The 19,234-nt window shown below is 71.0% G+C and carries 19 protein-coding genes and 1 pseudogene; 9 read left to right on the forward strand and 11 right to left on the reverse strand.

Annotated features, from left to right (window positions below; translation table 11 throughout):
• The first annotated feature begins 7 nt into the window (after positions 1-7).
• Both ABZ567_RS08890 and ABZ567_RS08895 read left to right on the forward strand, forming a co-directional pair.
• Positions 8-976 carry a LysR family transcriptional regulator gene (locus ABZ567_RS08890; RefSeq protein WP_360786102.1) on the forward strand — a complete coding sequence of 323 codons (969 nt, stop codon included), beginning with the start codon at positions 8-10 and terminating at the stop codon, positions 974-976.
• Positions 973-1,605, forward strand: coding sequence for a GNAT family N-acetyltransferase (locus ABZ567_RS08895; RefSeq protein WP_360786104.1), 633 nt, complete (start codon positions 973-975; stop codon positions 1,603-1,605). The genes ABZ567_RS08890 and ABZ567_RS08895 overlap by 4 nt, the downstream gene beginning before the upstream one ends.
• Positions 1,606-1,610: 5 nt before the next feature.
• Here the strand turns inward: ABZ567_RS08895 and ABZ567_RS08900 are convergent, their stop codons facing one another.
• Positions 1,611-1,865, reverse strand: a complete 255-nt coding sequence (locus tag ABZ567_RS08900) for a hypothetical protein (RefSeq protein ID WP_360786106.1) — start codon at positions 1,863-1,865, stop codon at positions 1,611-1,613.
• Between the two features lie 20 nt (positions 1,866-1,885).
• Here ABZ567_RS08900 and ABZ567_RS08905 point away from each other — a divergent pair, with 20 nt between their 5' ends.
• Positions 1,886-2,314 (forward strand): nucleoside deaminase, encoded by a 429-nt coding sequence (locus ABZ567_RS08905; protein ID WP_360786108.1) that lies wholly within the window; start codon positions 1,886-1,888, stop codon positions 2,312-2,314.
• A 68-nt stretch (positions 2,315-2,382) separates the two neighbouring features.
• Here ABZ567_RS08905 and sodN read toward each other — a convergent pair whose 3' ends face one another.
• The gene (gene sodN, locus ABZ567_RS08910; protein WP_360786109.1) at positions 2,383-2,778 is read right to left on the reverse strand and encodes a superoxide dismutase, Ni; all 396 of its coding nucleotides are present in this window, start codon (positions 2,776-2,778) and stop codon (positions 2,383-2,385) included.
• Positions 2,779-2,939: 161 nt separating this feature from the next.
• On the opposite strand from sodN, the gene sodX reads away from it, so the two are divergent.
• A complete protein-coding gene (gene sodX / locus ABZ567_RS08915) occupies positions 2,940-3,374 on the forward strand; it encodes a nickel-type superoxide dismutase maturation protease (RefSeq protein ID WP_360786111.1) in 435 nt (144 codons plus the stop codon).
• On the opposite strand, the gene ABZ567_RS08920 is transcribed toward sodX, so the two are convergent.
• Positions 3,278-3,907 carry a CGNR zinc finger domain-containing protein gene (locus ABZ567_RS08920; RefSeq protein ID WP_360786112.1) on the reverse strand — a complete coding sequence of 210 codons (630 nt, stop codon included), beginning with the start codon at positions 3,905-3,907 and terminating at the stop codon, positions 3,278-3,280. The two genes, sodX and ABZ567_RS08920, sit on opposite strands and share 97 nt — an antisense overlap.
• Before the next feature lie 93 nt (positions 3,908-4,000).
• Between ABZ567_RS08920 and ABZ567_RS08925 the strand changes: the two genes are divergently transcribed.
• The gene (locus ABZ567_RS08925) at positions 4,001-4,750 is read left to right on the forward strand and encodes a class I SAM-dependent methyltransferase (protein ID WP_360786114.1); all 750 of its coding nucleotides are present in this window, start codon (positions 4,001-4,003) and stop codon (positions 4,748-4,750) included.
• Between the two features lie 67 nt (positions 4,751-4,817).
• On the opposite strand, the gene ABZ567_RS08930 is transcribed toward ABZ567_RS08925, so the two are convergent.
• Genes ABZ567_RS08930 through ABZ567_RS08940 form a run of 3 tightly spaced genes read right to left on the reverse strand, consistent with a single transcriptional unit; the run spans position 4,818 to position 7,530 of the window.
• Positions 4,818-5,585 (reverse strand): amino acid ABC transporter ATP-binding protein, encoded by a 768-nt coding sequence (locus tag ABZ567_RS08930; RefSeq protein WP_360786116.1) that lies wholly within the window; start codon positions 5,583-5,585, stop codon positions 4,818-4,820.
• Positions 5,582-6,532, reverse strand: a complete 951-nt coding sequence (locus tag ABZ567_RS08935; RefSeq protein WP_360786118.1) for an amino acid ABC transporter permease — start codon at positions 6,530-6,532, stop codon at positions 5,582-5,584. The genes ABZ567_RS08930 and ABZ567_RS08935 overlap by 4 nt, the downstream gene beginning before the upstream one ends.
• Positions 6,533-6,561: 29 nt before the next feature.
• Positions 6,562-7,530 carry an ABC transporter substrate-binding protein gene (locus tag ABZ567_RS08940; RefSeq protein ID WP_360786119.1) on the reverse strand — a complete coding sequence of 323 codons (969 nt, stop codon included), beginning with the start codon at positions 7,528-7,530 and terminating at the stop codon, positions 6,562-6,564.
• Between the two features lie 536 nt (positions 7,531-8,066).
• Between ABZ567_RS08940 and ABZ567_RS08945 the strand changes: the two genes are divergently transcribed.
• From ABZ567_RS08945 to ABZ567_RS08955, 3 genes and pseudogenes are all read left to right on the forward strand, one after another.
• Complete coding sequence (locus ABZ567_RS08945) at positions 8,067-9,278, forward strand: NADP-dependent malic enzyme (RefSeq protein ID WP_360786121.1); 1,212 nt, start codon at positions 8,067-8,069, stop codon at positions 9,276-9,278.
• Between the two features lie 191 nt (positions 9,279-9,469).
• On the forward strand, positions 9,470-10,435 hold the full coding sequence (locus tag ABZ567_RS08950) for a zinc-binding dehydrogenase (RefSeq protein WP_360786123.1): 966 nt from the start codon (positions 9,470-9,472) through the stop codon (positions 10,433-10,435).
• Positions 10,436-10,446: 11 nt separating this feature from the next.
• Positions 10,447-10,611: pseudogene (locus ABZ567_RS08955) on the forward strand (endoglycoceramidase); the annotation flags it as partial.
• Positions 10,612-10,628: 17 nt separating this feature from the next.
• On the opposite strand, the gene ABZ567_RS08960 reads toward ABZ567_RS08955, so the two are convergent.
• Together ABZ567_RS08960 and ABZ567_RS08965 are read right to left on the reverse strand one after the other, a co-directional pair.
• Entirely contained in the window at positions 10,629-11,528 is a 900-nt protein-coding gene (locus tag ABZ567_RS08960) for a helix-turn-helix transcriptional regulator (protein WP_360786125.1), read from the reverse strand.
• Position 11,529: 1 nt separating this feature from the next.
• A complete protein-coding gene (locus ABZ567_RS08965) occupies positions 11,530-12,399 on the reverse strand; it encodes a DUF4097 family beta strand repeat-containing protein (protein ID WP_360786126.1) in 870 nt (289 codons plus the stop codon).
• 148 nt (positions 12,400-12,547) lie between these two features.
• Here ABZ567_RS08965 and ABZ567_RS08970 point away from each other — a divergent pair, with 148 nt between their 5' ends.
• Positions 12,548-13,405 (forward strand): hypothetical protein, encoded by an 858-nt coding sequence (locus ABZ567_RS08970; RefSeq protein WP_360786127.1) that lies wholly within the window; start codon positions 12,548-12,550, stop codon positions 13,403-13,405.
• A gap of 346 nt (positions 13,406-13,751) precedes the next feature.
• Here the strand turns inward: ABZ567_RS08970 and ABZ567_RS08975 are convergent, their stop codons facing one another.
• The 3 genes from ABZ567_RS08975 to ABZ567_RS08985 all read right to left on the reverse strand — a co-directional run bounded on the left by ABZ567_RS08975 (position 13,752) and on the right by ABZ567_RS08985 (position 19,208).
• Positions 13,752-13,937, reverse strand: coding sequence for a DUF6104 family protein (locus ABZ567_RS08975; protein WP_360786129.1), 186 nt, complete (start codon positions 13,935-13,937; stop codon positions 13,752-13,754).
• Positions 13,938-14,043: 106 nt separating this feature from the next.
• Entirely contained in the window at positions 14,044-17,886 is a 3,843-nt protein-coding gene (locus ABZ567_RS08980) for a multifunctional oxoglutarate decarboxylase/oxoglutarate dehydrogenase thiamine pyrophosphate-binding subunit/dihydrolipoyllysine-residue succinyltransferase subunit (RefSeq protein WP_360786130.1), read from the reverse strand.
• A 269-nt stretch (positions 17,887-18,155) separates the two neighbouring features.
• The gene (locus ABZ567_RS08985) at positions 18,156-19,208 is read right to left on the reverse strand and encodes a HAMP domain-containing sensor histidine kinase (protein ID WP_360786518.1); all 1,053 of its coding nucleotides are present in this window, start codon (positions 19,206-19,208) and stop codon (positions 18,156-18,158) included.
• Positions 19,209-19,234 lie beyond the last annotated feature (26 nt).

The raw sequence follows: 19,234 nt of genomic DNA on the forward strand, positions 1-19,234 counted from the left end.
TCGGGGCATGGAGCTGGAGGTGAGACACCTGCGCGCGCTCTGCGCCATCGCGGACACGGGCAGCCTGCACAAGGCGGCCCGCCAACTCGGCATGAGCCAGCCGTCGTTGACCACCCAGCTGCGCCGCATCGAGAACTCCCTCGGCGCCGAACTCTTCTCCCGCGGCCGCACCGGCTGCCGCCCCACCCCACTCGGGCGCTCCCTGCTCAGCCGGGCCCGCCCCCTCGTCGCCGACATGGCCGCGCTCGTCACCGAGACCCGCGCCGCGGCCGCCCGCACCGAGGGCCCCGGACTCGGCGTCGGATCCACCGCCAGCCGGGCGCTCCCCGGCTGGCTGCGGCGACTGCGCCAGCGGCTGCCCGGTACCGACATCGGCCTCCGGGTGGACGTCTCCGCGAACGCCCTGCTGCGCACGGTCGCCGCCGGCGGGCTCGACGTGGCCTTCGTCCACGAGGTGGAAGGCTGCCCGCTGCGGGTCCCCGAGGGCCTGGAGCGGCGGGTCCTGGTCGCCCGCGAACCACAGTTCGTCTCCATGGCCCGCGACCACCCGGCCGCCGCCCGGACCGTCGTGGACCTCGCCGACCTGGCCACCGACCACTGGATGGTCGACCCGACCGTGGACGGCGAATGGGACGGCCTGCGCCGGGTCCTGGACGCCGCCGGCATCGACCCGCCCCTGCTGCACGGCGACTACCACACGGCCGCCTCGCTCATCGTCCTCGGCGAGGCCGTGGCCCCCTGCCAGCCGACCTCGATCCCCCGCGAGGACATGGCCGTCCGCCCCTTACGGGGTGACCCCCTGGCGGTCCGGCTGCTGCTGTACGCGCGCCCCGGAGCGCCCCTGGACACGCTGTACGCCGAACTCGCCGCGGCGTACCGCGAGGTGGCCCTGCGCGCCGCCCCGTACCGCGAGTGGCTCCACCGCCAGGGAACGGCGGCGGAGCTGTCGGTGGGACCGTGCATGATGACGGTATGAACGAACGCGAGGGCGGGCCGGAGGGGACGGGGGCGCCCGATGGACGGGCGTGGCCGAAGGGCCTGGCTCCGGTGCGGCAGGCGCGCTCCGAGCGGCCGGCGACGGTGCGGCACGCGCGCCCGGGGGATCCGGCGACGGTGCGGCACGCGCGCCCCGGGGATCTGACGCGGGTCGTGGAGCTGATCGCCGAGCACGCGGCGTACGAGAAGGCGGCGCCCCCGGCCCCGGGCCTTGCGGACCGCCTGGCCCGTCTGCTCTTCGCCCCGGCGGAACCCCGGCTCCGCTGCCTGGTCGCCGTCCTCCCCGACGGCACCCTCGTGGGCTACGCCACCTGCGCTCCGGAGCTGTCCACCTGGGACGGCACGGAGTATCTCCACATGGACTGCCTCTACCTCACGGAGTCCGCCCGCGGCCACGGCCTTGGCCCGCTCCTGATGGCGGCGGTCCGCACCGAGGCCCGCGCCCTGGGCCTCGCCGAGATCCAGTGGCAGACCCCCGCCTGGAACGAGAGCGCGATCCGCTTCTACGACCGCCTGGGCGCCTCCTCCAGGGAGAAGCGCGGCTACACGCTCCGAGCAGGGGACCAGAAGGGGGGCCAGGGCCCGGCGAGCCCCGCCCCTCGCACGTGATCAGGTCACCGCCGGCCGTGGGCGAGGTTTCCGTGCTCGCTCGGCGGACCGACGCGCGGTCCGAGGTGGTCGCGCCGTGTCGGTGCCTGGAGACTGCCGTGCGCCCGGGGGCCGCGTAACGGGAGCGTTCGGCTGAGGGCGAGATCGATGGTCGTGCTCCCGAACTCGGCCAACTCGTCGACGATCCGCTCCAGACGGGCCGTCGACGTGGCCGCCGCCTTCATGACGTAGCAGACCCTGGCAGCGCACGTGTACGCCACCCCACGAGAACGGAACAGCCATGACCACGCCTGACGACCACGCCCTCCTCCGCCGGGCCATCGCCCTCGCGGCAGAGGCCCGTGAGAGCGGCAACCCGCCGTTCGGCTCGCTCCTCGCGGGACCGGACGGGACCGTGCTGGCCGAGGAGCGGAACACCACCCTCACCGACAAGGACGTCACCACGCACCCGGAACTGAAACTGGCGAGGTGGGCCGCGCGGGAACTGGACGCGGGCACGGCGGCGGACACCACGATGTACACCAGCTGCCAGCCCTGCGAGATGTGCGCGGCCGTCATCCGGGCGGCGGGGCTGCGGCGGGTGGTCTTCGCGCTGTCCGGCGAACAGCTCCTCGACATCCGCCCGGGCAGCGGCCGGCCGCCCGTCCCGCAGGACGGCCCCGCGCTGCTCGACGAGGTGCGGGCCGTCGTCGAGCCGTACTACAGGTGACCGGGGGAACGGCGACGGCCCGCCCGGGGTGACCGGGCGGGCCGTCGCGCGTCTGGCCGGACAGAAGGTCAGGCCTTCTTCGTCTCCCAGAAGATGCGGTCGATCTCGGCGATGAGTTCCAGCGCCTTCTCGCCCGTCTTCGGGTCCGTCGACGCCTTGGCGGCCGAGAGGGCCTTCAGGGTGTCGTTGACCAGCTGGTTGAGCTCGGGGTACTTCTCGAAGTGCGGGGCCTTGAAGTAGTCGCTCCAGAGCACCGAGACGTGGTGCTTGGCGAGCTCGGCGCGCTGCTCCTTGATGACCGTGGCGCGGGCGCGGAAGTGCGCGTCCTCGTTCGCCAGGTACTTCTCCTGGACAGCCTTGACCGACTCGGCCTCGATGCGGGCCTGGGCCGGGTCGTACACGCCGCAGGGGAGGTCGCAGTGGGCGCTGACCGTCACCTTGGGGGCAAACAGGCGGGAGAGCATGGTGCCGTCCTTCCTCGTGATCGTCTTCTCAGGTGGGACATTACTCGGTGAGAAGGGCGTTTTCGCGGGCGCCCCCTGGGGCTTAGGTCAAAAGTCCAGGGTCACCATGGGACTCGTGGACGAGTGGACGAGCGGACGCGCGGCGGATCGGGAGGTGCCGGATGAGTGGACCGGGACGGGAGCGGGGGGCGGAGGCCGGGGCTCCGTTCGGGGTCGCCGAGGTCACGGGGGTGTCGATGGTGCCCACGCTGCTCCACGGTGACCAGCTGCTGGTGCAGTACGGGGCGCGGTTGCGGCCCGGGAACGTGGCCGTGCTGCGGCATCCGCTCCAGCAGGATCTGCTCATCGTGAAACGGCTGATCGAGCGACGCGACGGCGGTTGGTGGGTGCTCGGGGACAATCCGGACGCCGAGGGGGACAGCCGGGTCTTCGGCGCCGTACCGCCCGAGCTGGTTCTCGGGCGGGTGCGGGCGCGGTACCGGCCGGTGACGCCGGGGCGTCAGCGGTCGGCCGGGGTGGTGCTCTCCTGGCTGGTCTCCTCGGTGCGGCCCGTCCGGTCCGTCCGGTCGGCCTCCAGGCGCTTGCGCGCCCGGTAGGCGGCCACGTTGGCGCGGGTCGCGCACCGGTCGGAGCAGTAGCGGCGGGAGCGGTTGGTGGAGGTGTCGAGGTAGGCGTTGCGGCAGGGCGGTGCCTGGCAGAGGCCGAGCCGGTCGGCGCCGAACTCGGTGAGGTGGAAGGCGAGGCCCATCGCCGCGATGGCCGCGTATCCCGCGGTCGCGTTCGACGGGTGGTCGGCGAGGTGCATGTGCCACCGCGGCCGGCCGTCCTCGTCGAGGATGTCGTGGCCGGAGATCTGAGGGCTGACCGGGAACTCCAGCAGGAGGGAGTTCAGCAGGTCCACGGCGCCCGTGTGGTCGCCCTCGTCGGCCGCGGTGAAGACCGCCCGCAGCCGGGCGCGCACCGCGCGGAAGCGGGTCACGTCGGAGTCGGTCGCCCTGCGGGCCATCTGGTTGGCGGGGCCGAAGAGCTCCCGGATGACCTCGACGGAGGTGAGGGCGTCCTTGTTGCGGGCCGGCTCCTCGGTGTTGACCAGACGCACGGCGTAATCCGAGTAATAGGCCAGTTCCACTTGTAGTCCTTACTCCGGCGGGCTAGTGTCTCGGTCGGCAGGGGTAACGGCTGTTTCCCCTATGAGGGTATTACGCGACGGGGAGGAACGGCGATGACCGGAACCGACTGGGCGGCCTGGCAGGAGAGCTGGGACCGTCAGCAGGAGTGGTACATGCCGGACCGGGAGGAGCGGTTCCGGGTGATGCTCGACATGGTCGAGGCCTTGGTGGGGCCGAAGCCCCGCGTCCTCGACCTCGCGTGCGGTACGGGAAGTATCACGGACCGGCTCCTCCAGAGGTTCCCGGAGGCGACCAGTACCGGCGTCGACCTCGACCCCGCACTCCTCGCCATCGCCGAGGGGTACTTCGCCGACGACGAGCGCGTCACCTTCGTGACCGCCGACCTCAAGGACCCCGCGTGGACCGCGCGGCTGCCCCACGCCTCGTACGACGCCGTCCTCACCGCCACCGCGCTCCACTGGCTCCACAGCGAGCCGCTGACCGCCCTCTACGGGCAGGTCGCCGGCCTCGTCCGCGACGGCGGCGTGTTCATGAACGCCGACCACATGATCGACGAAGCCACTCCCCGCATCAACGCCGCCGAGCGCGCCCGGCGGCACGCCCGCATGGACCGCGAGAAGGCCGCCGGGGTCCTCGACTGGGCCGATTGGTGGGCACTCGCCGCGAAGGACCCCGTCCTCGCCGAACCCACCGCCGGCCGCTTCGCGATCTACGGCGAGCACGCCGACGGCGACATGCCTTCGCCGGCCTGGCACGCGGACACCCTCCGCGCCGCCGGATTCGGCGAGGCCAGGGCCGTCTGGGCCTCGCCCTCCGACACGCTGCTCCTCGCCGTGAAGTAGTCGCCGGGGACGGGGAAGGGGCGGTACGGGATTCCCGTACCGCCCCTTCCCGCTGCGGCTGCGCCGGCTACAGCACCTTGGACAGGAACGCCTTCGTCCGGTCGTGCTGCGGGTTGCCCAGGACGTCCCTCGGGTTGCCCGACTCGACCACCACGCCGCCGTCCATGAAGACCAGCGAGTCGCCGACCTCGCGGGCGAAGCCCATCTCGTGCGTGACGACGATCATCGTCATGCCCGACTCGGCGAGGTCCCGCATGACGTCGAGGACGTCACCCACCAGCTCCGGGTCGAGCGCCGACGTCGGCTCGTCGAAGAGCATCAGCTTCGGCTCCATCGCCAGCGCGCGGGCGATGGCGACGCGCTGCTGCTGACCGCCGGAGAGCTGCGTGGGGTAGTTCCCGGCCTTGTCGGCCAGGCCCACCCGGTCCAGCAGCCGCTCGGCCCGCTCGCGGGCCACGGCCTTGGACTCGCCCTTCACCTGGATCGGCGCCTCCATGACATTGCCCAGGGCCGTCATGTGCGGGAACAGGTTGAAGCGCTGGAAGACCATGCCGATGTCACGGCGCTGGGTCGCGACCTCGCTGTCCTTCAGCTCGTAGAGCTTGGCGTTCTTCTCCCGGTAGCCGACCAGCTGGCCGTCCACCGAGAGCCGGCCGCCGTCGACCCGCTCCAGGTGGTTGATGCACCGCAGGAAGGTCGACTTGCCCGAGCCGGACGGGCCGACGAGGCAGAAGACCTCGCCGTTCTGCACTTCGAGGTCGATGCCGCGGAGGATGTGGGCGGCGCCGTACGACTTGTGGACGCCCTCCGCCTTGACCATGGGCTGACCGGTCATGCCGATGCCTCCGGGGAGCGCTTGAACGTGGTGAGGTTCGTCTTGACCCGCTGCCACGGGGTGGGCGGCAGGCTGCGGAGCGAACCTCGGGCGAAGCGGCGCTCCAGGTAGTACTGGCCGACGCTGAAGACGCTGGTCAGCGCCAGGTACCAGATGGAGGCGACGAAGAGCATCTCCATCACGGCACCGGCCGTGTTGCCGATGTTCGAGGAGGCCCGCAGCAACTCGGTGTACTGCACGGCCGAGACCAGCGACGAGGTCTTCAGCATGTTGATGAACTCGTTGCCCGTCGGCGGCACGATCACGCGCATGGCCTGCGGAAGGACGATGCGCCGCATGGTCTTCGTCTGGGACATGCCGAGAGCGTGCGCCGCCTCGGTCTGGCCCTCGTCGACCGACTGGATGCCGGCACGGACGATCTCCGCCATGTAGGCGCCCTCGTTGAGGCCGAGGCCGAGCAGCGCCACCATGAACGGCGTCATGACGTCCACGGTCTCGTTCTTGTAGATCGGCCCGAGGTCGATGTACTGGAAGATCAGCGACAGGTTGAACCACACCAGCAGCTGGACGTAGACCGGGGTGCCGCGGAAGAACCAGATGTAGAGCCAGGCGACGGCGCCCGTCACGGGGTTCTTCGAGAGGCGCATCACCGCGAAGACGACGCCGAGGACCAGGCCGAGGGCCATGGAGGCGACGCTGATGATGATGGTGTTCCACAGGCCGCTGATGACCGATGTGTCGAACACCTTGTCCCACACCGTGTCCCAGAGGATGTTGCCCTGGGAGAAGGCGAAGACGAGCCAGCCGAGCAGGGCGACGACCACGACGGCGCTGACCCAGCGCCCGTAGTGCCGCACCGGGATGGCCTTGATCGCCTCGTACGGGCTGCCCGAGGCGCCGGGCCCGGCCGGAGCGGCGGCCGGGTCCTTGTTGATCTTGTCAGTCACGACGACTGCCCTTCAGTGGAGCGGGGAGGTCACTTGCCGGCGTTGACGGTGGCCGACTTGACGGCGCTGCCCTCGACGTTCCACTTCTTCAGGGCCTCGGCGTAGGTGCCGTCCTTGATGATGGCGTCGAGCGCCTCCTTGACGGCGTCACGCAGCTGGGTGTTCTCCTTCGAGACGCCGATGCCGAAGAGACCGACGTCGCTCTGGCTGCCGACGACCTCGAAGTCGTTGCCGCCGCCCGAGGTCTTCGCGATGTACGCGGCCACCGGGTAGTCGTTCAGGTCGGCCACGGCGCCGCCGGCCTTGACGCGGGTCTGCGCCTCGGCGTCGGTGTCGAAGGCCTGGATCGTCAGCTTCTTGGCACCGCACTTCGTGGCCTGGGCCTTGAAGGTGTCCTCGTAGATCGTGCCGCGCTGGACGGCCACGGTCTTGCCGCAGAGGTCGTCGAGGGAGTTGATGCCCTGGGGGTTGCCCTTCTTGACCAGGAGGGAGACGCCGGAGCTGAAGTAGTCGACGAAGTCGATCCCCTTGCCGATCTTCTTCCCGTTGTCGTCCAGGCCCTCCTGGCGCTTCTTGTTGTCCGTCATCGAGGACATGATCAGGTCCTGGCGGCCGGTGTAGATCGAGGTGATCAGACCGTCGAAGGTGCCCGAGGTGAACTTGAACTCGACGCCGAGCTGCTTGCCCAGGGCCTTGGCGATGTCGGGGTCGACACCGACGATCTTGCCGCCCTCGGTGAACTCCATCGGCGCGTACGAGGCGTCCGTGCCGACCTTGATGACACCGGCCTTCTGGATGTCCGCGGGGAGCTTCGAGAAGAGCGGGGCGGCGTTGGTGGACGCGGAGCCGCCGTCCTTCGTCGGGGTGGCGGAGCCGCCCTCGGTCTGGTCACCGCAGGCGGTCAGCAGCATGGAGCCGGCGACCGCGACGGCGGCGACCGCGGCAAGACGGGAGGTGCGGGTCTTGGCGGTCGTACAACGCGTGGAGCGTGCGGTCATGATCGGGTTCCTCCGGCGTGTGAGGGAGTTTCCAGCGGTCACGTACGTCTCTTCGAGTGTCGTGACCTCGTGTGATTACGGCATCTTGCCATTCGGACCGCCCCAAACCGACGGCCACGGATGTCAAAATCGGGTAACGGGTGACGGCCGGATGCCGAGAGACCGGTACATCAGGGCCGGATCATCTGCTGAATCCCTTCCCCGTCACCGAAGAATCTCCTGATTATCTCGCCGTTCGGATGACTCGAAGGCGGCTATTCGGGTGGGGTTCGCATCTATCGGGACATCGGGTGACGTGTCGCTCTCCGTCCACGTCCGGATGCACTCGGTATGAGTCGCATCACCGAGCGGTTATGGACTCGTCTGCGGTGCCGTCCGTCCGGTAAGAAGGATCCTTACACCCCTCATCCGGGGCTCAGGGCGCGTTGTGCGGCGCGCCCGCGCGGCTGCCAGACACGGCGGCCGCGGTGCCTCCCCACCCCTCCCCAACCGGGAGTGGCCACCCTCAAATGAAAAGACTTAAGGGGTTCAACCCAATGGCAGCGGAGATCGTCAATCCTCGCAATGACAGTGGTACGGAAGGAGCTCCGGAGGAGCCCTTCGATCCTGTCTTCGCCCTCCACCGGGGCGGCAAGATGGCCGTGCAGGCCACCGTCCCCCTCCGGGACCGGGACGACCTGTCCCTCGCGTACACGCCCGGCGTCGCCAAGGTGTGCACCGCGATCGCCGAGCAGCCCGAGCTGGTCAACGACTACACCTGGAAGTCCCAGGTCGTCGCGGTCGTGACCGACGGTACGGCAGTGCTCGGCCTCGGCGACATCGGGCCGGAAGCCTCCCTCCCGGTCATGGAGGGGAAGGCCATCCTCTTCAAGCAGTTCGGCGGGGTGGACGCGGTCCCGCTCGCCCTCGCCACCACCGACACCGACGAGATCATCGAGACCGTCGTCCGGCTCGCCCCGTCCTTCGGCGGCGTGAACCTGGAGGACATCTCGGCGCCGCGGTGCTTCGAGATCGAGCGCAGGCTCCAGGAGCGCCTCGACATCCCGGTCTTCCACGACGACCAGCACGGCACCGCCATCGTCACCCTCGCCGCCCTCCGCAACGCGGCGAAGCTGACCGGCCGGACCCTCGGCGAACTGCGCGCGGTCATCTCCGGCGCCGGTGCGGCCGGTGTCGCCATCGCGAAGTTCCTCCTGGAGGCAGGCCTCGGAGACGTGGCCGTCGCCGACCGCAAGGGCATCGTCAGCCGCGACCGCGAGGACCTCACGGACGTCAAGCGCGAGATCGCGGAGCTCACCAACAAGGCCGGGCTCAGCGGCTCCCTGGAGAGCGCCCTCGCCGGCGCGGACGTCTTCATCGGCGTCTCCGGCGGTACGGTCCCCGAGGCGGCCGTCGCCTCCATGGCCCCGAACGCCTTCGTGTTCGCCATGGCCAACCCGAACCCCGAGGTCCACCCCGACGTCGCGCACAAGTACGCGGCCGTCGTGGCGACCGGACGTTCGGACTACCCGAACCAGATCAACAACGTCCTCGCGTTCCCCGGCATCTTCGCCGGCGCGCTCCAGGTCCGGGCCTCCCGGATCACCGAGGGCATGAAGATCGCCGCGGCCAACGCCATCGCGGACGTCGTCACGGACCAGCTCGCCGCCGACTGCGTCATCCCGTCGCCGTTCGACGAGCGGGTCGCCCCGGCCGTCGCGGCCGCGGTCGCCGCCGCCGCCCGCGCCGAGGGCGTCGCCCGCCGCTGACGCGCGCACCGGTCGGACGTGCCTGGTGCGGGCGCGTCCGCCGGTCCTCCGCCGGTACGCCCGGGGGCCCCGTTCCGTACGCCGGGACGGGGCCCTTTCGCGTACGCGGGGTCCGACGGCGGCGCCGGGCGACATGGGTCACACGGGGGTGTGGTTCCCCTCGCCGTCCGCGGCACCCTAGGGTCGGGCCCATGTTCGCTGCCTACGCTGCCCGAATCGACCGCGACCAGCCGCTGAACGGCCTCGAATTGGGCGAACGCCCCGAACCCGAGGTGCGGCCGGGCTGGACCACCGTCACCGTCAAGGCCGCCTCGCTCAACCACCACGACCTGTGGTCGCTGCGCGGGGTCGGGCTGCCCGAGGGAAGGCTGCCGATGATCCTCGGCTGCGACGCCGCGGGCATCGACGAGGACGGCAACGAGGTCGTCCTGCACTCCGTGATCGGCCAGACGGGCCACGGCGTCGGACCGGACGAGCCCCGGTCCATCCTCACCGAGCGCTACCAGGGCACCTTCGCCGAGCGGGTGACCGTGCCCCGCTGGAACGTGCTGCCCAAGCCGAGGGAGCTGTCCTTCGAGGAGGCCGCCTGCCTGCCCACCGCCTGGCTGACCGCGTACCGCATGCTCTTCACCAACGCCGGGGTACGGCCCGGGGACTCGGTGCTCGTCCAGGGCGCGGGCGGTGGTGTCGCCACCGCCGCGATCGCCCTCGGCAAGGCGGCCGGCCTGCGGGTCTTCGCCACCAGCCGCGACGAGGCCAAGCGCAAGCGGGCGGTCGAGCTCGGCGCCGTCGAGGCGTACGAACCGGGCGCGCGGCTTCCGCAGCGGGTGGACGCGGTCATCGAGACGGTCGGCGCGGCCACCTGGTCCCACTCGGTCAAGTCGCTGCGGCCCGGCGGCACGCTCGTCATCTCGGGCGCCACGAGCGGTGACCGGCCCGCGCACGCCGAGCTGACCCGGATCTTCTTCCTGGAGCTGAAGGTCGTCGGCTCGACCATGGGCTCCAAGGACGAGCTGGAGGACCTGCTGGCCTTCTGCGCGGCCACCGGCGTCCGACCGGTGATCGACGACGTCCTGCCGCTGGACCGGGCCCGGGAGGGCTTCGAGAAGATGGCCTCCGGTGAGCTCTTCGGGAAGATCGTCCTGACGAACCCCTGACGGACTCCTGCTACGGCTCCGGCTGGGCCGGCTACGTCTGGTGCTACGGCGGCGGCTACTGCGCCGTGAACGGCGCCGGGACCTTCCGTACGAACAAGGAGCTGACCGCCGAGCCGTACGCCCGGATCCTCGCGGCCCCGGGCGCCCGGGTGACGGTCACGGCCACCCGGGGCTGAGGTCCCCACCCCGTGGGCTACACGGAGGGGCGTGACCCCAGCAGGCCCGTGATTCTGATCGCCGCCGTGGACAGCTGGTCGCGGGCCTCGGCCAACTGGTCGCGGCTCACCCCGTGGTCCCGGGCCGCGTCCCGGATCTCGTCGCGGAAACGGTCCAGGAGCCGGTCCAGGTCTCGGGCCGGATCGCCCGAACCCCCCGTGTCCCGCGCCCACTCCGGCGCCTCGTCGGCCGGGGCCGTCGTGAAGGGCGGCTCCTGGCCGGCGGCCTTCGGGTGGGTCGTGCCCGTCACCAGGTCACCGAGCTGGGCCGTGATGCCGGAGAGTCCCTCCCACACTCCCTTGGGCCAGTCGCCCCGCGAGAAGCGGTCCTGGACCTCCTCCTGCACCTGCTGGGCGATCCGCTGGAACTCCTTCGCCTGGTGCCGGGCCGACTTCGCCTCGGCGCGGGCCTGACGGGCCTGCTCCTTCCACTCCTGCCCGACCCGGCGCAGCTCCTCCTTGGCGTCGGCGAACGAGGAGGACTCCGCCGCACGGGCCCGGCCCGCCGCCGCGCGCATCTCGCTGCGCACCCGGCCGGCCGCACCGCGCACGTCCTCGCGGATCTCCGCCGCCAGCTCCGACACCGACTCGCGGATCTCCTGCTCCAGGTCGTCCAGTTCGGCACCGCGACCGGCCAGCTCCGCGCGGCCCGCGTCGGTGATCGAGTAGACCTTCCGGCCTCCCTCGCTGGCGTGGGTGACGAGGCCCTCGGCCTCCAGCTTGGCGAGGCGCGGATAGACCGTGCCGGCGGAGGGCGCGTAGAGCCCCTGGAAGCGCTCCTCCAGGAGGCGGATGACCTCGTAGCCGTGGCGCGGGGCCTCGTCGAGCAGCTTGAGCAGGTAGAGACGGAGGCGGCCGTGCGCGAAGACGGGCGGCATGTCAGAGCACCTTTCCGGTCGCGGAGGAGGAGGAAGTGGGGTCGGTGTCGCCGTCCGGCTCGGGACGGCGGAGCAGGGCGATGGAGCCGGAGACGGTCGTCGCCCTGAGGGTGCCCCGGCCCGCGCCGAGGGTGCCGGTGAGGGACTTGGCGCCCCACTGGCCCCCGACCCGCAGGTCGTCGAAGGCGCTCGACACGGAGCCGCTCGTGGTGCTCGCCTCGACCCGGGCGTCGGCCGGGTGCGGGAGCCGGATGGCGACCTCGCCGGAGACGCTGGCGAGCCGGATGTCGGCGGGCGGCCCCGCGAGGTCGGCGGGGTCGAGGTCGATGACCATGTCGCCGCTGACCGTCTCGGCCCGCACGGAGGAGCCCGCGCCCTCGATCACCGTCACGTCACCGGTCACCGAGTTGACCCGGAGGGCGCCCGTGACCGACTGGGCCTCCAGATTGCCCGAGACGCTCTCGGCGCGGACCGGGCCCGAGAGCCCGAGGAGGGTCGTGTCGCCGGTGACGCCCCGCACCTCCGTACGTCCCCGGATGCCGGTGACGACGGCCTCGGCCCCGACCACTCCCACCTCGACGTCGACGCCCGCGGGGACGGCGACGGAGACGACGACCCGGCGCCGGTACTCCTTGCGGTCGAGCCACTTGAGGATGTTCTTCCACTGCAGGTCGTCGTAGCCCACGGTCAGGGCGGAGCCGTCCTGCGACACGGTCAGCGGCGGGCCCTCGATCTCGGTGATCTCCACGCGCGCGGAACTCTCGTCCGTCCCCACCACGTTCACCGTGCCGTTGACGATGCGGATCTGCAGGCGGGTCACGGGGTCGGCCGGCGCCAGTTTCGTCGGCTCGGTGACGGACCACTCTGTCATGGTGCTGACCTCCCGCTCGGGCAATGCAACATATCGCGTCTTCCGTCAGAAACGATATATCGCGGCTTGGGGGAGTCAACCCTGACTCTCCCCTGACAGGGTGTGCAATCACTGCCTTAAGCGGACGAATTGACCTAGCGTGGGGTCCATGAACCCGACATCCGGACCGAGCTCCGCCGGGGCGCTGCTGCTCTGCCGCGCCGAACCCCCGGCGGTCCGCCCGCCCGCCCAGCTGCTCGGGGAACAGCTGCTCCTCGCCCCGGCGGGCGACGGCTGGAGCGTGCTCGTCCCGGAGGGGAAGCCCTGGCTCCACGGTGGGGAACCCGTCGAACAGGTCGTCACGGGCTGGGCCACCGCCCTCGCCGTCTCGGCCGGGGCCTGGCCCGTCGTCGCGCTCTGGTGGGACCGGGACGGGGCCGGGCTCACGCTCGCCGCCGGCTTCCGCCGTACCGTCGGCTACACCTGGCTCGCGGACGGCACGCCCGTCGGCGAGGACGAGGCCATGTACACCTTCGCCGCCCGCCTCGGCCTCGACCCGGTCCTCGACGTCCAGGCCCTGGAACCGCTGACCGCGCCCGACCCCGACGCGGACGCGCCCGGCCGGCTCCTCGCCGTCGTCGCCGTCCTCGGCCGGATCGGCCTCGCCGTGCCCACCGGCCTGCACCCCGGCGAGAGCGCCGACCGGCTCCGCTCCGTCGCCCTGGCCCACGGTGCCGAGCAGCTCGAACAGTCCGGCCACGGGACCGTCCCCCCGGCGCGAACGACGCCGGGGGGCTGGGGAGGAGACGCCGTACGCGCCGAACTCCACGTGCTGGAGGACAACCCCCTGGGGTCGTACCCGCGCGGCCCCAAAGCGCGCGTACTCGCCGCGGCGCAGCTCGCGGTGGGACTGCCCCTGCTGCTCTGGGGTCTCGGCCGCCGCAGCGGCGGGTGGGCTACGGCCGGAGCCCTGCTCGTCGCCCACGGCACCCTCGGCCTCGCCCACGACCGGCTACGGGAGACGTGAGCCCCGGCGGAGGGCATGGGCGACGGTGACCCCGCGTGCGCGTGAGTGGGACCTGCGGCCCCTCGCCGTCATACGAGCGGCGGGACAACCATCCGGCGTGCGCGGGCGTACGGCCTTCGGCGTCCTGCGGGCGGTCGCGCAAGTGACCCCCGCGCGCGCGTGCGTACGGCCTTCGGCGTCCTGCGGACGGTCGCACGAGTGACCCCGGCGTGCGCGTGAGGCGTACGGCCCTCGCCGTCCTGCAGGCGGTCGAACGGTGTCCCCTCGCGTGCGCGTGCGGCGGGCCCGACTTCGTGCGCCAAGGCGTCCTCCAGGCCCCGCGTGCCCCCCGCGGCCCCCCGACTTCCTACTCGTCGTCTTCCATGTCGTCGTCCAGACGTGCCAGCCAGGTCGCGAGGCGCTCGACCGGCACCTCGAAGTCGGGGTTGAGATCGACGAAGGTCCGCAGCTGCTCGGCGAGCCACTCGAAGGTGACCTCCTCCTCGCCTCGCCGCTTCTCCAGTTCCTCGATGCCACGGTCGGTGAAGTACATGCGATCAGGATAGGTCGTGCCCCCGGCGCCTCCCACCCGCCCCGGACACGCCGGAGGCCCGGCACCCCACCGCGGGTGCCGGGCCTCCGTACGTCGTCGGACGAGGTCAGGCGTCGAAGACCTCGTTGACCAGCTGCTGCTGCTCCGCCTGGTGGCGCTTGGCCGAGCCGACCGCCGGGGACGAGGAGTGCGGACGCGAGATCCGGCGCAGGCGCTCGCCCGCAGGGATGTCCGCGCCGACCGCCAGGTCCAGGTGGTCGATCAGGTTGAGCGCGATGAACGGCCACGCACCCTGGTTCGCCGGCTCCTCCTGGGCCCACAGGTACTTCTCGGCGTTCGGGTACTTGGCGATCTCGGCCTGGACCTCGGCACCCGGCAGCGGGTACAGGCGCTCCAGGCGGATGATCGCCGTGTCCGTGGCGCCGCGCTTCTGACGCTCGGCCTCCAGGTCGTAGTAGACCTTGCCCGCGCAGAAGACGACCTTGCGGACGTCGGCCGCCTGCACCGTCGCGTCCCCGATCACCGGGCGGAAGCCGCCGGTGGTGAACTCCTCCACCTTGGACGCCGCGGCCTTCAGACGCAGCATCGACTTCGGGGTGAAGACGATGAGCGGCTTGTGGTGCGGGTTGTGCACCTGCCAGCGCAGGAGGTGGAAGTAGTTCGACGGCAGCGTCGGCATGGCGACCGTCATGTTGTCCTGGGCGCACATCTGCAGGAAGCGCTCGGGACGCGCGGACGAGTGGTCCGGGCCCTGGCCCTCGTAGCCGTGCGGCAGGAGCAGCGTGACGCCCGAGGTCTGGCCCCACTTCTGCTCGGCCGAGGAGATGAACTCGTCGACGACGGTCTGCGCGCCGTTGACGAAGTCACCGAACTGGGCCTCCCAGACGACCAGGGAGTCCGGGCGGGCCAGCGAGTAGCCGTACTCGAAGCCCATCGCCGCGTACTCGCTGAGCAGCGAGTCGTAGACGTTGTAGTGGGCCTGGTCGTCGGTCAGGTAGAGCAGCGGGGTGTAGTCCTCGCCGGTCTCCTGGTCCACCAGGACCGCGTGCCGCTGGCCGAAGGTGCCGCGGCGGGTGTCCTGGCCGGAGAGCCGGACCGGGGTGCCCTCCATCAGCAGGGAGCCGATGGCGAGGGTCTCGCCGAAGCCCCAGTCGATGGTGCCGTCGTCGATGGAGGCGGCGCGGCGCTGCATCTGCGGCAGCAGACGCGGGTGGACCGTGATCCGCTCCGGGACGGTGACCTGCGACTCGGCGATCCGCTTCACGACCTCGGCGGAGACCGCGGTCGTGACGCCGACCGGGAACTCGGCGCGGGCGTCGGGGACGTGCGCCGGGGCCGGGGCGGCCGTGGCCTCGCGGACCTCCGCGAACACCTTCTCCAGCTGGCCCTGGAAGTCCTGGAGCGCCTGCTCCGCCTCTTCGAGGGTGATGTCGCCGCGACCGATGAGCGACTCGGTGTACAGCTTGCGCACCGAACGCTTCTTGTCGATCAGGTTGTACATCTGCGGGTTGGTGAACTGCGGGTTGTCGCCCTCGTTGTGACCGCGGCGGCGGTAGCAGATGAGGTCGATCACGACGTCCTTGTTGAACGTCTGGCGGAACTCGAAGGCGAGCCGCGCGACGCGGACCACGGCCTCCGGGTCGTCGCCGTTCACGTGGAAGATCGGCGCCTCGATCATGCGGGCCACGTCGGTCGCGTACATCGAGGAGCGCGAGGACTCCGGGGCGGCGGTGAAGCCGACCTGGTTGTTGATGACGATGTGGACCGTGCCGCCGGTGCGGTAACCGCGCAGCTGCGACATGTTCAGCGTCTCGGCGACGACACCCTGGCCGGCGAAGGCCGCGTCACCGTGGAGGGCGACGGGCAGGACGGTGAAGTCCGTGCCGCCCTTGTTGATGACGTCCTGCTTGGCGCGGACGATGCCTTCGAGGACCGGGTCGACCGCCTCCAGGTGCGAGGGGTTGGCGGCCAGGGAGACCTTGATCTCCTCGCCGTCGAGACCGGTGAAGATGCCCTCGGCGCCCAGGTGGTACTTGACGTCGCCGGAACCGTGCATCGACTTCGGGTCGAGGTTGCCCTCGAACTCGCGGAAGATCTGCGCGTAGGACTTGCCGACGATGTTCGCCAGGACGTTCAGCCGGCCGCGGTGGGCCATGCCGATCACGACCTCGTCGAGGCGCGACTCGGCGGCCGAGTCGATGACCGCGTCGAGCAGCGGGATGACGGACTCGCCGCCCTCCAGGGAGAAGCGCTTCTGGCCGACGTACTTCGTCTGCAGGAAGGTCTCGAAGGCCTCCGCCGCGTTCAGCCGGCGCAGGATCCGCAGCTGCTCCTCGCGCTCCACGCGGGAGTGCGGGCGCTCGACGCGGTCCTGGATCCACTTGCGCTGCTTCGGGTCCTGGATGTGCATGAACTCGACGCCGGTGGTGCGGCAGTACGAGTCGCGGAGCACGCCGAGGATGTCGCGGAGCTTCATCATCGACTTGCCGGCGAAGCCACCGACCGCGAACTCCCGCTCCAGGTCCCACAGGGTGAGACCGTGCTCGGTGATGTCCAGGTCGGGGTGCTTGCGCTGCTTGTACTCCAGCGGGTCGGTGTCGGCCATGACGTGGCCGCGGACCCGGTAGGAGTGGATGAGCTCGAAGACCCGCGCGGCCTTGGTGACGTCGTCGTCGTGCGAGGCGTCGATGTCCTTGAGCCAGCGGACCGGCTCGTAGGGGATGCGCAGGGCCTTGAAGATGTCGTCGTAGAAACCCTGCTCGCCGAGCAGGTAGTTGGCGACGACGCGCAGGAACTCGCCGGAGGCGGCACCCTGGATGACCCGGTGGTCGTACGTCGAGGTCAGGGTCATGACCTTCGAGATGCCCAGCTTGTTCAGGGTGTCCTGGGAGGTGCCCTGGAACTCGGCCGGGTAGTCCATCGAGCCGACGCCCATGATGACCGACTGTCCGGGCATCAGACGCGGCACGGAGTGGACGGTGCCGAGGCCGCCGGGGTTGGTCAGGGAGACCGTGACGCCGGTGAAGTCCTCCATCGTCAGCTTGCCCACGCGGGCGCGCTTGACGATGTCCTCGTACGCCTGCCAGAACTCGAAGAAGTTGAGCGTCTCGGCCTTCTTGATGCCCGCGACGACGAGCTGGCGGTCGCCGTTGGGCTTCACCAGGTCGATCGCGAGACCGAAGTTCACGTGCTCCGGCTTGACCAGGGTCGGCTTGCCGTCCTTCTCCGCGAAGGAGTAGTTCATCGACGGCATGGCCTTGATCGCCTGCACCATCGCGTAGCCGATGAGGTGCGTGAAGGAGATCTTCCCGCCCCGGGCGCGCTTGAGGTGGTTGTTGATCACGATGCGGTTGTCGAAGAGCAGCTTCACCGGGACGGCGCGGACGGACGTGGCCGTCGGCACCTCCAGGGAGGCGTTCATGTTCTTCGCGACCGCGGCGGCGGGGCCGCGCAGCGTGATCAGCTCGGGGCCGGCGGGGGCCTCGGCGGCCTCCTGGGCCTTCGCCGGGGCCGGAGCGGCCTTGGCGGCGGCCGGAGCGGCGGTGGCGGGCTTCGCGGCGGCCGGGGCTGCGGCGGGCTTCGCGGCGGCCGGAGCCGGAGCGGCAGCCGGAGCCGGAGCGGCGGCCGGGGCGGGCACGGGGGCCGGAGCGGCTACCGGAGCGGCAGGTGCGGCCTGTGCGGGGCCCGCCTGCGGCGCGGGGGGCGCGCTCTGAGTGGCCGGAGCGGCCTGGCTGGTGGGTGCCGGGGCGGTCGGGGTCTCCGACGCTCCGGGCTTGTAGTCGGCGAAGAAGTCCCACCAGGCACGATCGACCGAATTCGGGTCCTGGAGGTACTGCTGGTAGATCTCGTCGACGAGCCACTCATTGGCACCGAAGGCGGTCGCAGGGTTCTGGCCCTGCCCGTCTTGGTCGGTCGGGGAGCTCGGGGTACTGGGGGACTGAGACGACACGGCGGCAACCGCCCTCTTCCGCTTCACAAGGTGATGGACAGCGGGAATCAAGGCTACGCCTGTCCGGCCGAGAGGTGCAGGCGGGGCGCACCAACGTCGCGCAAGTCACACTTGACGAGGTGTTTCGGGGCTGTGAATGGCGGGAAACAAGCGGGGTTCCGCAGGTGTGAGGGTACGGAAAAGCGCAGGCACGGCCCGCTTCGACCGCTCCCCCGATCACGTCCTGCTCACCTACACGCAGAACGCGCTCTTCCGGTTCGAACCCTACGTCAATCCCTGGGAGGAAGGCTGCCCGGAAGAGTGACTCTGATGCGGCAGCCACGTGCGGATTCGGCCACACCGATCCCGCCGCCGTGCAGATCCACCGCCCAGCGGGCGATCGCGAGACCGAGACCCGTACCGCCGTCGCTCCCCGGCCCCTGCCGATGCCGCGCCGAACCCCGGTTGAAGCGCTGGAAGACCGTGTGCCGCTCCGACTCCGGGATGCCGGGGCCCTCGTCCTCGACCTCCAGCTCCAGCGAGTCCGGGTACGGGCCGCGGCGGGCCCTCACCGTGACCCGGCCGTGCGGCGGCGAGTGCTTCACCGCGTTGTCGATCAGGTTCGCCATCACCTGGTGCAGCCGCTCCGCGTCCGCGTGCGCCACCAGCTCGGGCGGCGACACGTCCAGGTGCAGATGCACGTCCGTACGGTTGTGGAGCCCCGACGTCGACGAGAGACCACGCTGCGACGCGGCCAGGTTCGCCTCCCGCAGCACCCCCGACAGATACGGCCAGACCTCGAAACGGCTCGCCCGCAGGGCGACGACACCGTTGTCAAGACGGGACAGGTCGAGCAGCGTCTCCACCAGGCGGCCCAGCCGCTCCGTCTGCTTCAACGCCGACCGCATGGTCTCCGGATCCGCGTCGGACACCCCGTCCACGACGTTCTCCAGGACGGCCCTGAGTGCGGCGATCGGGGTGCGCAGCTCGTGCGACACATTGGCCACCAGCTCCTTGCGGTGCCGGTCGACGGCCTCCAGGTCGTCCGCCATGCGGTTGATCGTGGAGGCGAGGTCGCCCAGCTCGTCCCGCCGGTCCGCGCCCCGCACCCGGCGGCTGAAGTCACCGCGCGAGATCGTCCCCGCCACCGTGGTCATCTCGTCGAGCGGCGCCGTCAGGGACTGGGCCACGAACTGCGTGATCAACAGGGTCGCGATCATCGCGAAGATCGTGATGTACCGGAACTCCGTGGACGTGCGGATCGCGACCAGGGCCAGGCAGGAGGTGAGCAGCACCGCGCCGACGACCAGCGCGCCCAGCTTGGTCTTGATCGAGATGACGATCCGGCGCGGCCTGCGCGCCCCGCCGT

The organism is Streptomyces sp. NPDC016459 (assembly GCF_040632845.1).
GTDB lineage: Bacteria > Actinomycetota > Actinomycetes > Streptomycetales > Streptomycetaceae > Streptomyces.